A 14,115-nucleotide genomic window follows, 5' to 3' on the forward strand; every position below is an offset into this window, starting at 1 on the left:
TAGTTGTCACCTCAGGGTTCAGGCCCGCACCGAGCCGTGCGGCAGGCGCAGCTCGGTCAAGGTACCGCCATCCTCGTGATTGTAGAGCTTCACCGTACCGCCGGCACGGGTCACGCTGGCCTGGCTGAGAAACAGCCCGAGCCCGAATCCCTTGCCCTTGGTGGTGATGAACGGCCGGCCGATCTGCTCGGCGATGGCCAGGGGTACGCCGGCGCCGTGGTCGCGGATCGTCAGCTTGATCCACTGCGCATCCCAGTCCAGGCGGATGTCCAGGTTGTCGGGGCTGGCGTCGGTGGCGTTGTTCAAGAGATTCAACAGCGACTGGCCAAGGTCGGCCGATGGCATCAGGCGTGGTGGCGTGCCCTTGCCCAGGCACTGGAAGCGATAGGTCGCTTCGGGGTGCATCAGGTGCCAGCGTTGCAGGACCGACTCGACCCATTCGCGGGCCGTCTGCTCGACGATCGCCTGGCGGCGGTCGGCCTCGGCCGCGCGGACCAGCTGGCGCAGGCTGTCCTTGCACAACTGGACCTGCGACTGAAGCAGAGCCAGATCCTCGCTCAGTTGCGCAGGCTCCTTGTAGTCCTGTCGCAGCTCCTTGAGCAGCACGCTCATGGTCGCCAAGGGCGTGCCCAACTCGTGCGCGGCGCCAGCCGCCTGGGTGGCGACGGCCAGCAATTGCTGATCGCGCATGCTCTCTTCGCGGCGCTGGGACTGGAACTCCTCCTGGCGCCGCAGCTGCTCGGCCATCCGCGATACGAAGAAGGTGATCAGGGCGGCCGCCAGCGCGAAGCTCAGCCACATGCCGTAGACCAGCATGGTGGTGCGCTCCACGGGCGGCGCGATCACCGGGTCATACCAGACCAGCATCAGCGTGTAGCCCGCCAGCGCGAGCCCGGACAAGACGACCGAATACAGCCACGGCAAGGTGGCCGCCGCGATGGTCAACGGCACCAGGTAGTAGGACACGAAGGGGTTGGTCGAACCGCCGGAGTAATACAGCAGCGCACTGTGGATCAGCAGGTCCGCGCCCAGCTGCACGGCATATTCGAGGTGCGTCACCGGCCAGGGGCCGCGCAGGCGCAACGCGGTCGTCAGGCAGATGGTGGCCGAGATCACTAGCGTGATGCCGAGGTTCAGCCAGGGCAACGCGACCATCTGACTGGCGTAGGCGATACCCACCGCACCGGCCTGAGCGGCAAGCACGAGCACACGGATCAGGGTGAGCAGGCGTAGGTTCTGGCGACTCGCCGACAGTAGCTGGACGGTAGGGTACATGGGCTCTCCAAAGGTGCCGCGAGTATAACCAAGCACCCGCCGGGGCTGCCTCTGTGCGGCAACGCGACGCACGGAAAAATGCGCACCGGCCGTCAAAAGGCTAAAGTCTTTCGCGCCGCACCTCCGGTGCCCCATGAATACAGGAGCTTTCATGTTCGTCTCCGTTCCACGCAGCCTCGCGCTGCTGGCCTGCATCGCCTGCCTGCCGGCAGTCGCCGATGAGCCACGCTACAACCAGATTTCGCTGCGCGCCGAAGCCAGCAGCGAGGTCGCCCAGGACCTGATGCATGTCACCCTCTACACCGAGTCCCAGCACGAGGATCCGGCGCAGTTGGCGGCCCGCACCACCGAAGCGATGAATAAGGCGCTGCAGCAGGCGCGCCAGGCCAAGAACGTCCGCGTCAACCAGGGTAGCCGCAGCAGCTATCCGGTGTACGAGGAGAAGGGCCAGCAGATCACCGCCTGGCGTGAGCGCGCCGAGCTGCGCCTGGAAAGCAGCGATTTCACCAGCCTGTCGAAGCTCACCGCCGCGCTGATGCAGGATCTGAAAATGGGCGGCATGTCCTTCAGCGTCTCCGACCCGATCCGCCAGCAGAACGAGGATGCCCTGCTCAAGGACGCCGTGACCGCCTTTCGCGCCCGCGCGCAACTGGCCACCGAAGCCCTGGGCGGGCGTGACTACAAGATCGTCAGCCTCAACCTGAACAGTGGCGGCGGCTACCAGCCGGAAATGCGCAGCGTCGCCATGAAGCACATGGACGCCATGCCGACGCCGGATATCGAAGCCGGCACCCGGCAGATCAGCATCAGCGCCGACGGTGTCATCGAAGTCCAGATGCCCTGACCGATGCGCCCACCGTGTCGCCAGCCAGGCGACACGGTCCTCTCCCCTGGCGCCAGGCACGCCGAGGCGGCGGACGCATGTCGTCTGTAAACACTCGCGGCTCAGGCGGACCGCCCGCAAGGGGCTTGCCCCGGACCGCAGGCAGTACCCGCAGTCAACAAACGAAAACGCCGCGAAGGTCGCGGCGTTCTGCGTGCGGGTGGTCCGCGCTTACAGGTAGTAAGCCTTCAGCGGCGGGAAGCCATTGAATTCCACCGCGCTGTAGCTGGTGGTGTAGGCACCCGTGGAGAACCAGTACAGGCGGTCGCCGCTCGAGAGGTTCAGCGGCAGGCCGTACTTGTAGTGCTCGTACATGATGTCGGCGCTGTCGCAGGTCGGGCCGGCGATCACCACCTCTTCCATCTCGCCCTTCTTCTCGGTCCAGATCGGGAACTTGATGGACTCGTCCATGGTTTCGATCAGACCGCTGAACTTGCCCACGTCGGTGAACACCCAGCGCTCGACAGCGGTGCGCGACTTGCGCGACACCAGCACCACTTCCGAGACCAGCACACCAGCATTGGCGATCAACGACCGGCCCGGCTCGAGGATGATTTCCGGCAGCTCGTCGCCGAAGTCGTCCTTGAGGAAGCGGATGATCTCGTCGGCGTAGGTGGTCAGGTCGTTGGTCTTGGCGATGTAGTTGGCCGGGAAGCCACCACCCATATTGATCATCTTCAGGACGATGCCGTCCTCTTCCTTCAGGCGTTCGAAGATCACTTTGACCTTGGCGATAGCGGCGTCCCAGACGTCGATGTCGCGCTGCTGCGAGCCCACGTGGAAGGAGATCCCGTAAGGGTCCAGGCCCAGCTGCTTGGCGAGGATCAGCAGGTCCAGCGCCATGTCGGTCTGGCAGCCGAACTTGCGCGACAGCGGCCAGTCGGCGGTGTTGGAGCCTTCGGTGAGTATCCGCACGTAGACCTTCGAGCCCGGCGCGGCCTTGGCGATGTTGCGCAGGTCGGCTTCGGAGTCGGTGGCGAACATGCGCACGCCCTTCTCGTAGAAGTAGCGAATGTCCTTGGATTTCTTGATGGTGTTGCCGTAGCTGATGCGCTCAGGGCCGACACCGGTGGCCATGACCTTGTCCAGTTCGTAGATCGAGGCGATGTCGAAGTTCGAGCCCTTGTCGCGCAGCAGCTCGGTGATCTCGGTGGCCGGGTTGGCCTTCACGGCGTAGTAGATCTTGGCGAACGGAAAGTTGCTGACCAGTTGGTCGTACGAATCGCTGATGATCTGGGTGTCGATGACGACGAACGGGGTTTCGCGCTCATCGGCGAAGGCCTTCATCTTCTGGAAGGTTTCGCGCGGATAGTAGTCTTCGATCTTGATCGACATGCAAGGCTCCAGTTGGCGGAACGGAAGAGTGAGCAGTGGGGTGGCGCATGGCCGTGAACGTCTGACAGTTTCCCCATTTTGGTTCGCCTACTTCCCAAGGCATGTCGCCGAGCATCACCGGTCCCGGTAAACCCGGCGAGCCATGCTCGTCAGGTTCGAAAACCGGCAACCTCTCGTCGTCAGTACTTGAGCCGGATGGATCGTTTCCAGCATGGACGTTCGGGCGCGAACTTTAGAACCACAGCTGGTCGAGATCAACGAAAAATCCGCGTTCGCTCCCTTTTTCGAACTGTGCGGGCAAACCTTCCGTATTCAAACGGACCGATATGACGCGGGGATGTTCCTCCCGGCGACGACGACCGCCGTCAGCCGAGCGACTCGGCTGGCGATACGATGCGGGTCTTGCCGCGAGAGCGCCCGGAGCTCAGGTAATCGGCGATCGATTCCTGGGTCACCTCGCCGAGAAAGTCATTGTCCGCGCTGAGCACCGGCAGCCAGGCGCGGTTGAACTGGTACATGCGCGACAGCAGGATGCGCAGGTGCTCGTCGAAGGCCGCGGTGGCGGCAAAGGGATGGACGAAGACCTGCACCGCACCGGCCTGCCCGCGCAGCTCGCGCCGGCGTACATAACCGAGCGCCTTGTTGGCTGCATCCGTCACGACGAGATGGCGGCGGTCGTGCTCCTCCATCAGTTCGAGCGCGTCACCGATCGACGTCTCCGGGCGGATCGAGGGCGCATTGTCCGCCGCCTCCTCGGCGCGGATCAGCAGCAGGCGCTTGAGGGTCGCGTCCTGCCCGACGAAGCTGGCGATGAACTCGTCCTTCGGCTGCGCCAGCAAGGTATCGGGATGGTCGAACTGCACGAGTTTCCCGGCGCGGAAGACCGCAATCCGGTCGCCGAGTTTGATTGCTTCGTCGATGTCGTGGCTGACCATGATCACGGTCTTGTTCAGCGCTCGCTGCATCTGGAAAAACTCGTTCTGGATGGCGTCGCGGTTGATCGGGTCGACCGCGCCGAAGGGCTCGTCCATCAACAACAGCGGCGCATCGGCGGCCAGCGCGCGGATCACACCGATGCGCTGCTGCTGGCCACCGGAGAGTTCGCGCGGGTAGCGCCTGAGGTATTGCTTCGGATCGAGCTGCACCATGCTCATCAATTCCATGGCGCGCGCCTGGCAACGCTTGCGGTCCCAGCCCAGCAGCCGAGGCACCACGGTGATGTTTTCCTCAATGGTCATGTTGGGGAACAGGCCGATCTGCTGGATCACGTAGCCGATGTTGCGCCGCAGCGCGACCTCGTCGAGGCCGGCAGTGTCCTCGCCGTTGATCAGCACCCGCCCCGAGGTGGGCTGGATCAGCCGGTTGATCATCTTCAGCGTCGTGGTCTTGCCGCAGCCCGAGGGGCCGAGGAAGACGCAGATTTCACCTTCATTCACCGTCAGGCTCACGGCGTCCACGGCCGTGACGTCCTTGCCGTTCTTCTGCTTGAAGGTCTTGGTCAGCTGGTCGAGTTCGATCATGGATGCTCTCCGGCACTCAAGTGCGCAGCCCCTTGGGCGTCAATGTACGTTGCAGCCACTGCAGCAACAGGTCGGCGATGATCGCGAGGATGCTGACGATGATGGCGCCGACGATCAGTTGGGCCATGTCGCTGCGGCTGATGGCCGTGAGGATGAGTTCGCCCAGCCCACCGGCACCGATCACTGCCGCGATGGTCATGACGCCGATGTTCATCACCACGGCGGTGCGCACGCCGGCGAGGATCACCGGCACGGCGAGCGGGATGTCGACCATGCGCAGGCGCTGCCAGAAGGTCATGCCGATGCCCTTGCCCGCCTCGCGTATGCCCGGCTCGACGTTGGTCAGCGCGAGGTAGGTGTTACGCATGATCGGCAGCAGTGAATAGAGAAAGGCCGCGGTCACCGCCGGCAACGGCCCCAGGCCCTGCCCGATCTTCGAGTACAGCGGCATCATCAGGCCGAACAAGGCAATGGACGGGATGGTCAGCACCACGGTGGCCGCGCCTTGCAACGGCCCCGAGAGCCAGGGAAAGCGTGTCATTGCCACGCCCAGAGGAACGCCGACGAGCACGGCCAGTCCCACCGCGACGCCGACCAGCGCCATGTGCTGCAGGGTCAGTTCGCCGACCCGCGTCCAGTCCATGTAGGCAAATGTCGATAACCAGTCCATTCGGGCCTCAGATCAGGTCGTGCTGACGCAGGAAGTCGGCGGCCACCGCCGAAGGCGTCTCGTGGCCGATGTCCACGCGAGCGTTGAGCGAACGCATGGTGTCGTCGTCCAGCAATCGCGCCAACGGCGCGAGCAGGTCGGCGAGCTCGGGATTAGCCTGCAGTACATCGCGACGGATCACCGGTGCGGCGGTGTAATCGGGAAAGTACTGGCGGTCGTCCTCCAGCAGCACCAGGTCGAACTCGTCCAGGCGGCCGTCCGTGGTGTAGACGAGGCCGGCGTAGACCTGCGCATTGCGCAGCGCGGTGTAGACCAGCCCCGGGTCCATCTGGCGGACCTCATTGCGCGTCAGCTGCAGGTTGTAGCGTTTCACCAGCGGAGCCAGCCCGTCCGGGCGGTTGGCGAACTCGATGTCGAACGCGATCAGGTGTGGCTCGTCGGTGTCGTTGACCACCCGCGCCAGGTCACTGATGGTCGTGATGCCGTCACGCTCGGCAACCTCCCGTGGCACCGCCAGCGCGTAGGTGTTGCTGAACCGCGACGGCTCCAGCCAGATCAGTCCCTTGGCGGCATCCAGTTCGCGCACCCGCGCCAGCGACTCGTCCGGCGGCAGCACCTCGGTCTGGTTGTTGTAGGCGAACAGCGAGGTGCCGGTGTATTCCCAGTTGAGATCCAGCTCGCCGTTTTCCTGCGCGCTGCGGGCGACGGTGCTGCCGAGCCCGGCCACCACGCGGGTCCGGTAGCCCTTGCTCTGCAGGTACTGGGCAGTCATCTGCGCGAGGATGCGCTGCTCGGAGAACACCTTGGCGCCGATCCTGATGAGGGGCTTCTCCTGAGCGTGGGAAAGCCCGGAGATACAGACATACAGCAGGGCAATTACGATCGAGTGCCATCGGGTCATGGGTGATCCTCAGTGGGCCAGGCCACGTTCGAGCCAGGTCCGGCTGGCCAGCGTCACCACCCCGTCGAGCAGTAGCGCCAACAAGGCGGTAGTGCCGGCCCCGAGCAGCAACAGTTCCTGGTTGTTCAGGGCAATGGCGGGGAAAATCAGACTGCCCAGGCTGTTGGCGCCGATCAGGAAGGCCAGTGGCGCCGTGCCGACATTGATCGCCAACGCCACCCGCACGCCGCCGACGATGATCGGCACCGCGTTGGGCAACTCGACCCGCCAGAGCACCTGAGCCGGTGTCATGCCGATCCCGGTGGCCGCTTCCTTCAGCGCGCCCGGCACGTTCTTCAGGCCCTCGAAGGTGTTGCGCACGATGGGCAGCAGCGAGGCCACGAACAACGCGAAGATCGCCGGCCCGTCGCCAATCCCGGCAACGCCCAGAGCAATCGCCAGCACCGCCAGGGGCGGGATGGTATTGCCGATGTTGAAGATCTGCATGAAACGCTCGGCACTGCGCGCCATGCTCGGCCGACTGAGCAGCACGCCCGCCGGAATGCCGATCGCCAGCGCGAGCAGCATCGATGCGCCAACCAGCCACAGGTGCGATTGCAGATAGAAGATCAGGTCGCCGCGCGACGATTTCAGCGTGTCGATGCCGATCCCGCGTACAAGCAGCGCCAGCACCACCGTGAGCGCAATCAACGCCGCGAGCGGCTTTCCCCAGGTTTTTTCCATGCGCGATTCCGGTCGAGCCAAGCCATCACGAGACGGAGCCTGGCCAGCCAGCGCACCGTCCCGTTGCCGTTCCCCACGGTTCTCCGACGCCATCAGTTCGCCAGAGGTTCAACCGCATGTGATCGTCACCGGATCGGATTCGGCCAGGCGGTGGATACGCCAAGCCAGCCACCTGGCTTTGCTTTATAATCGCCGGCTTTTTCCGACACGTTTTCAGACCGGGACCGCCATGACCTCTCAGGCCGCCGAAGTCGCGAAGCGCCGCACCTTCGCCATCATCTCGCACCCCGATGCGGGCAAGACCACCATCACCGAAAAGCTGCTGCTGATGGGCAAGGCGATCGCCGTCGCCGGTACGGTGAAGTCGCGCAAGTCCGACCGCCACGCCACCTCGGACTGGATGGAAATGGAAAAGCAGCGCGGCATCTCCATCACCACCTCGGTGATGCAGTTCCCCTACCGCGAGCACATGATCAACCTGCTCGACACCCCCGGCCACGAAGACTTTTCGGAAGACACCTACCGCACCCTGACCGCGGTGGACTCGGCGCTGATGGTGCTCGACGGCGGTAAGGGCGTCGAGCCGCGCACCATCGCCCTGATGGACGTCTGCCGCCTGCGCGATACGCCCATCGTCAGCTTCATCAACAAGCTCGACCGCGACATCCGCGACCCCATCGAACTGCTCGACGAGATCGAAGCGGTCCTGAAGATCAAGGCTGCGCCCATCACCTGGCCGATCGGCTGCTATCGCGACTTCAAGGGCGTCTACCACCTGGCCGAGGACCGCATCATCGTCTTCGTGCCCGGCCATGGCCACGAACGCATCGAGACGCGGGTCATCGAGAAGCTCGATTCCGACGAAGCCCGCGCGCACCTGGGCGACATGTACGACGATTTCGTCGAGCAGCTGGAGCTGGTCCAGGGCGCCTGCCACGAATTCGACAAGAACGCCTTCCTGCGCGGCGAGATGACCCCGGTCTTCTTCGGCACCGCACTCGGCAACTTTGGCGTCGACCATGTGCTGGACGCCGTCGTCGACTGGGCACCGAAGCCGCTGGCGCGTGTCGCCAACGAGCGCAGCGTGGAGCCGGTCGAGGAGAAATTCACAGGCTTCGTGTTCAAGATCCAGGCGAACATGGACCCCAAGCACCGCGACCGCATCGCCTTCATGCGCATCTGCTCGGGCAAGTACGAGAAAGGCATGAAGATGCGCCACGTGCGCATCAAGAAGGACCTGAAGATCGCCGACGCACTGACCTTCTTCTCCAGTGAGCGTGAAATGCTGGAGGAAGCCTGGGCCGGCGACATCATCGGCCTGCACAACCACGGCACCATCCAGATCGGCGATACCTTCACCGAAGGCGAAGTGCTGGGCTTCACCGGCATCCCGCACTTCGCCCCGGAACTGTTCCGCCGCGTGCGCCTGAAGGATCCGCTCAAATCCAAGCAGCTGCGCCAGGGCCTGCAGGAGCTGGCCGAGGAAGGCGCCACCCAGGTGTTCTTCCCCGAGCGCAACAACGACATCATCCTCGGCGCGGTGGGCGTGCTGCAGTTCGACGTGGTCGCCAGCCGCCTGAAGGAGGAATACAAGGTCGAGTGCGCTTACGAGGCGATCAATGTCTGGTCGGCACGCTGGATCGAGTGCGACAACGAGAAGAAGCTCAAAGAATTCACCGACAAGGCCTACGAGAACCTGGCGGTCGACGGCGGCGGCCACCTCACCTACCTGGCGCCGACGCGGGTGAACCTGAGCCTGATGGAAGAGCGTTGGCCTGATGTGAAGTTCAGGGCGACGCGGGAGCATCACTGAGGAAGAAGGACCTTTCGGGGCGGGCTCGTCTAGTAGCCGGTATGTTCGGCAGGCTCATGATCGCCAGCAAGCTGGCTCCTACGAAAAGTCCTAACTGGCTCGTACGAAAAGACAAGGCAACTGTGTTTACCCTGTAGGAGCCAGCTTGCTGGCGATCCGGCCCCGCTAGAACAAAAGTTCGTTAATCCACACGGAGGTGGATATGCCGAGCCATTTCACTCACCGTGGCCANCCCGCTAGAACAAAAGTTCGTTAATCCACACGGAGGTGGATATGCCGAGCCATTTCACTCACCGTGGCCACGCATTGCGTCGCGGCCGGCATTCCGAAACGGGTCATGTTTACCTGATCACCGCTGTTACAGAGCGACGCGCACGCCTCTTTACCGATCCTATGCTGGCCCGGCTGCTTGTGAGCGAAATGCGCCGCCTCGATGACGAACGCTACGTCGAATCGCTGGCCTGGGTCGTCATGCCAGACCACGTACACTGGCTGATCGAGCTGAACTCGATGCCACTGCCGGCGGTCATCCAACGCCTTAAGTCCCGTAGCGCGATAGCCATCAATCGAATTACAGGTACAAGGATTTGGCAGCGGGGTTTTCATGATCGCGCGCTGCGCCAGGAGGAGGATGTGATCGCCACCGCCCGGTATGTCGTCGCTAATCCCTTGCGGGCGGGGCTGGTGGACCGGATTGGCGATTATCCGTGGTGGGATGCAGTTTGGTTATGAAACTTGGCCGCTGATCGCCAGCAAGCTGGCTCCTACCAAAGCCGGCGTTTCGCCTCTTTTTCGCAGTTCTCTAACCGGCCGGCACGACTACAGCTCGGCCCCGGGTGTGGCCCATGATCGCCAGCAAGGACTGGGCGTCCCCCTGGCTCCTACGAAACGCTAACGAAGGTTTTCACCTGTAGGAGCCAACTTGCTGGCGATCCCGGCGTCTCGTGCAAGCGAGACGCCAAGATGCGCGGCTGGAAGGCGGCCTACCCCTACCGCCCCAAATCAATCCCAATCACCAACGGATCATGATCGGACGCGCGATAAGGCTCGGTGCTGTAGAGCAGTGACTGCTGACGCGGCGTCTTGAACTCCAGGTTGTAATCCAGCACCCGAGGTTCGTCGGCGTTGATGTGCCATTCGGTGGCACCCCTCACCTGAGGGGTCAGGCTGGCGCTGGCGAGGCTGTGGTCGAGGTAGCCGGACTGGCCGGAGAACACGTAGGAATAGGCGTCCCCGCCTCCAAATGTCGTCAGCAGATCGGTATAGCCGGACGCCCGGATCACATTGATCGGATCTTCCTTGGCGTAGGCATTGAGGTCGCCAATGATCAGGCGGTCAGGGTCGTAGGATTCGGTCGGGTCGCGGCCCAGCCAGTCGGCCAGTGCCTGCGCCGCGCGTACCCGGGTGAGGTTGCAGTTGCCCTGGCCGTCGCCCAGGTCGCGGTCGCCGATATCATCGCAGCTCGAGCCCTTGGACTTGAAGTGATTGACCGCCACTGTCAGCCGCTCGCCGGTGCGGCGTTCGCGGAACGTCTGGGCGAGCGCCGGACGGTTGCGTGTATCGATGAAGCGCGGATCGACCGAGCTGTCCAGCACGGCCGCCGCCTTGTGCGGGCTGACTATGTCCTTGCGGTAGATCAGGCCAACGGCGATCTCGTCGGTACCCAGGCGAGCGCGTCTCGGATCGATGAAGGCGTAGCGGTCTCGGCTCGGCGACGCGGCGTTGAGGCCAGCTACCAGGTCGGCGATCGCACTGTCCTCGCCGTAGCCATCGTTCTCGATTTCCATCAGCCCGATGATGTGTGCGTCGGCACCAAGGATCGCCGCGATGATCTTGTCGCGCTGGCGCTGAAATTCTTCGACGGTATCCGCGCCGCGTGAAGTCGGGAAGCCTGCGCCGTGGCCGTCGCCGTTGAAGTAGTTGAGCACGTTGAAACTGGCGACCCGCAGGCGCCCTTCGATCGGCTCCGGCGCGGCCGGCCTGGGGTTTTTCGCGACGAATCGCGGCGCCTGGGTAGGTTGCACGCGGTAGCTGCCGGCCAAGTAGTGCAGCACGCCCCGGACCTCGCCTACTTCGTCACCGACGCGCAGCGTGCGATAGGCGTCGAGCGCCGGCGACGGGTAACGGATGGGGTCCGGGTTCTGATCACTGCGCCCGTCGTCCAGCACGATCCGGTTCAGGTCGTTCTGCGCCTGCAGCTGACGCGCCGGCTCGCCAGGCGTGACCTTGTTCGTCGGGATCCACAGCCGTCCACCCGAGGACAGCACCAACTCGCCATAGCGCCCGAGGTTGTAGACCTCGCTGACCGTCAGGGTCTGCGCCAAGCGCACCTGCATGCCTTCATAGCGCTCCAGCGCATCTGCCGAGGCCAGCGGCAGGGTGATCTGCGCCACGCTCGGCAACGGCTGCGATCTGGCCAACACCCTGATCTGCGGCGAGGTGAGTTCGGTGAGGCCGTTGAATTCGGTGACCAGCCCGCGTACTTGAACGCGATCGCCTACCTGCACCTCGACGCCGTTGCCGGCCCCATAGATGTACAGGCCCTCGGATGTCAGCGGGTCGCTGTCGGCTTCGCTGTCCGGCGCCTGGATAAAGAACCCGCCCAGTTCGCCTTCGCCCTGATAGTCGGCCACCACTATGCCTTCGACGGTCACCAACTGGTTGACCAACGGGCTGCTGTCGCCGCTGCCCTGCACCTCGGCAATCGCGCGGCGGCCTGCATCGTCGCCACCCGGCTCGCCTTCGCCGTACTGGCCGAGATGGACAAAAGTGTTGACGGCATAGCCCTGCCACTCGGCCCCCGGGTCGAACGCATCGCTCGGGTCGCGATCGCCGCGAACGACCGACGTCCGGCGCGTCAGCGTGCGGTCGGCCGTCTGCGTCTGGCCGGTCCCCCAGGCACTGCCCGGATCGACACCGACCTGGCCGATGCTGTCGAGCACGTCGCCGCCCGGCCCGCGCAGCACGATGGCGTCGTCACCGTTGTACCAGCCGCCGCTGCCGCGCTGGCTCGCCAGGGCCAGCAGGCTGGCGTCGCCGCTCTCGTGCGCCAGAACGTGTACGCCGTGCGGCGCGACTTCCCCAGCGAGCGCAATGCTCCGGCCACTGCTGGTCGAGCCGTTGAAGTAGAAGTCGACCCGGTAGCCGTCCAGCGAAACCGGCACCTCATCAGCGTTGTAGAACTCCAGCGCCTTGTTGTTGCCGCTGCCCTCCACGTATTCGGAGATCAGCAGGTCGGCCGAGGCGACCGCAGGCAGGCCAAGGGTGGCAACGGTCAGGAGCGCGGCCGCGAGAGGGTGCGGCCGGAAATGGGTGATGCGGCGCATGGACTGGAGCTCCGAGGTTCAGCCGTATTGTGGCTCGAGGGTTTGGGAAAAGACCGAGGTGCCGTCGATGTCTCGCAGGGTGGCGGTCAGGCTGCCGCTGCGCGAATCGATCTCGACCTCGCCGAAGAACTGGAAGCCGGCATAAGGCGAAGCATTGGCCATGGGCGGCGCCTTCTGGAAAACCACCTCCGGGCCGAAGGTGGCATCCAGCGGATTGGGACCGAAGCTGCCGGCGTTGAGCGGCCCGGCGACGAATTCCCAGAAGGGATCGAAATCCTGGAAGGCGGCGCGGTTGGGATGGTAATGGTGCGCCGCGCAGTAGTGCACATCGGCGGTCAGCCAGAGGGTGTTGCTCACCTTGTAGCGCTTGATGAAGCCGAGCAGATCGGCAATCTCCAGCTCGCGCCCCAACGCCGGGCCGTCCTGCCCGTTGGCGATCGCCTCCCAGCGCGCCCGGCCGCTTGCATCGGTGCCATCCGGCACGTGCAAGCCGATGGGCATGTCCGCGGCGATGACCTTCCAGGTCGCCCGCGAGCGGCGCAATTCGCGTTTGAGCCAGGCCAGCTGTTCGGTGCCGAGAAAGGCGGTTTCCGGGCCCTGCTCCGGCTGCAGGTTGTGGGTGTTGGGGCCGCGGTAGCTGCGCATGTCCAGCACGAACACATCGAGCTGAGGGCCATAGGCGATCTTGCGGTAGACACGGCCGGCGGCGTCGCGCCCGACCAGGCGCATCGGTGCGTACTCGAGAAAGGCCTGGCGACCGCGACGGGCAAGCAGCTCGATATCGCGGACCTGGTAACGATCATCCAGCTCCTTGCCCGGCGACCAGTTGTTGGTCACTTCGTGATCGTCCCATTGCCAGATCTGCGGCACCTCGGCATTGAACTGGCGCAGGTTGTGGTCCAGCAGGTTGTAGCGATAGTTGCCGCGAAACTCTTCCAGGGTTTCGGCCACCTTGGTCTTGGCTTCGGTGATGACGTTGCGCCAGAGGCGCCCGTCTTCCGCAGTCACCTCGGCCTGGATCGGGCCGTCGGCATAGATGGCATCGCCGCTCTGGATGAAGAAATCCGGGTGGCGCTGACGCATCGCTTCATAGATACGCATGCCGCCGAAGTCAGCGTTGATGCCCCAGCCCTGGCCGCAGGTGTCGCCACCCCAGACGAAACGGATATCCCGCGCGTGCCGCGGGGCGGTGCGCAGGTGACCCAGCCAGGGCTGGCTGCGGGCGTGGTCGCGGGCATCCTCGAAGTAGGCGCGGTAGAAGATCGACTGATCCGACGGCAGGCCGCGCAAGTCGACCCGCGCGGTGAAGTCGAGGCGCTCGTCGGTTACGGGCGAGATCCGTTTGCGCGGATTGCCAAAGCCACTGGTGGTGTCCCATTCCACCACCAGGCGTGCCGGCCGGTCGCAGCGGCTCCAGACCAGCGCGCGGTCGGCGAGCACGTCGCCGGACTGAACGCCATCGGTGATCCACGGCCGGGCCGTGGGTGCCGCAATGATCGCGGGCGCAACGCCCATCGCCGGCAGTGCGAGACCGGCGCCAATGCCCTGTACCAGGCGGCGCCGCGTGGCGTCGAAATCGGTCATGTCGCCTCCCCTTCGTCGTGGTGATGACGAAGGGTTTAAGCGAGGCGCTTGACAGAACCGTGACGCTCGGACGAACGGTCGTCAA

The 14,115-nt window shown here is 64.4% G+C and carries 11 protein-coding genes; 3 read left to right on the plus strand and 8 right to left on the minus strand.

Features of this window, described 5'->3' with window-relative positions; all coding sequences use genetic code 11:
* Nucleotides 1-18: 18 nt before the first annotated feature.
* Nucleotides 19-1,275 carry an ATP-binding protein gene (locus MST27_RS19780; RefSeq protein ID WP_243607638.1) on the minus strand — a complete coding sequence of 419 codons (1,257 nt, stop codon included), beginning with the start codon at nt 1,273-1,275 and terminating at the stop codon, nt 19-21.
* 151 nt (nt 1,276-1,426) lie between these two features.
* Between MST27_RS19780 and MST27_RS19785 the strand changes: the two genes are divergently transcribed.
* Nucleotides 1,427-2,119: an SIMPL domain-containing protein gene (locus tag MST27_RS19785; protein WP_243607639.1), complete on the plus strand. Its 693-nt coding sequence runs from the start codon at nt 1,427-1,429 to the stop codon at nt 2,117-2,119.
* A gap of 210 nt (nt 2,120-2,329) precedes the next feature.
* On the opposite strand, the gene MST27_RS19790 is transcribed toward MST27_RS19785, so the two are convergent.
* The 5 genes from MST27_RS19790 to MST27_RS19810 all read right to left on the minus strand — a co-directional run bounded on the left by MST27_RS19790 (nt 2,330) and on the right by MST27_RS19810 (nt 7,307).
* A complete protein-coding gene (locus tag MST27_RS19790) occupies nt 2,330-3,493 on the minus strand; it encodes a type III PLP-dependent enzyme (RefSeq protein ID WP_243607640.1) in 1,164 nt (387 codons plus the stop codon).
* A 365-nt stretch (nt 3,494-3,858) separates the two neighbouring features.
* The gene (locus MST27_RS19795) at nt 3,859-5,013 is read right to left on the minus strand and encodes an ABC transporter ATP-binding protein (protein ID WP_243607641.1); all 1,155 of its coding nucleotides are present in this window, start codon (nt 5,011-5,013) and stop codon (nt 3,859-3,861) included.
* Between the two features lie 16 nt (nt 5,014-5,029).
* Nucleotides 5,030-5,683: an ABC transporter permease gene (locus MST27_RS19800; RefSeq protein WP_243607642.1), complete on the minus strand. Its 654-nt coding sequence runs from the start codon at nt 5,681-5,683 to the stop codon at nt 5,030-5,032.
* A gap of 7 nt (nt 5,684-5,690) precedes the next feature.
* Nucleotides 5,691-6,584 carry a glycine betaine ABC transporter substrate-binding protein gene (locus tag MST27_RS19805; RefSeq protein WP_243607643.1) on the minus strand — a complete coding sequence of 298 codons (894 nt, stop codon included), beginning with the start codon at nt 6,582-6,584 and terminating at the stop codon, nt 5,691-5,693.
* Nucleotides 6,585-6,593: 9 nt separating this feature from the next.
* Nucleotides 6,594-7,307, minus strand: a complete 714-nt coding sequence (locus MST27_RS19810) for an ABC transporter permease (RefSeq protein WP_243607644.1) — start codon at nt 7,305-7,307, stop codon at nt 6,594-6,596.
* A gap of 229 nt (nt 7,308-7,536) precedes the next feature.
* Between MST27_RS19810 and MST27_RS19815 the strand changes: the two genes are divergently transcribed.
* Both MST27_RS19815 and MST27_RS19820 read left to right on the plus strand, forming a co-directional pair.
* Nucleotides 7,537-9,120, plus strand: coding sequence for a peptide chain release factor 3 (locus tag MST27_RS19815; RefSeq protein WP_243607645.1), 1,584 nt, complete (start codon nt 7,537-7,539; stop codon nt 9,118-9,120).
* A gap of 273 nt (nt 9,121-9,393) precedes the next feature.
* The gene (locus MST27_RS19820; protein ID WP_243607646.1) at nt 9,394-9,852 is read left to right on the plus strand and encodes an REP-associated tyrosine transposase; all 459 of its coding nucleotides are present in this window, start codon (nt 9,394-9,396) and stop codon (nt 9,850-9,852) included.
* 257 nt (nt 9,853-10,109) lie between these two features.
* On the opposite strand, the gene MST27_RS19825 is transcribed toward MST27_RS19820, so the two are convergent.
* Nucleotides 10,110-12,446, minus strand: a complete 2,337-nt coding sequence (locus MST27_RS19825; protein WP_243607647.1) for an ExeM/NucH family extracellular endonuclease — start codon at nt 12,444-12,446, stop codon at nt 10,110-10,112.
* 18 nt (nt 12,447-12,464) lie between these two features.
* Nucleotides 12,465-14,030 (minus strand): alkaline phosphatase D family protein, encoded by a 1,566-nt coding sequence (locus MST27_RS19830; protein WP_243607648.1) that lies wholly within the window; start codon nt 14,028-14,030, stop codon nt 12,465-12,467.
* Between the last annotated feature and the right edge of the window lie 85 nt (nt 14,031-14,115).

The organism is Stutzerimonas marianensis, assembly GCF_022810315.1.
GTDB classification, from domain to species: domain Bacteria; phylum Pseudomonadota; class Gammaproteobacteria; order Pseudomonadales; family Pseudomonadaceae; genus Stutzerimonas; species Stutzerimonas marianensis.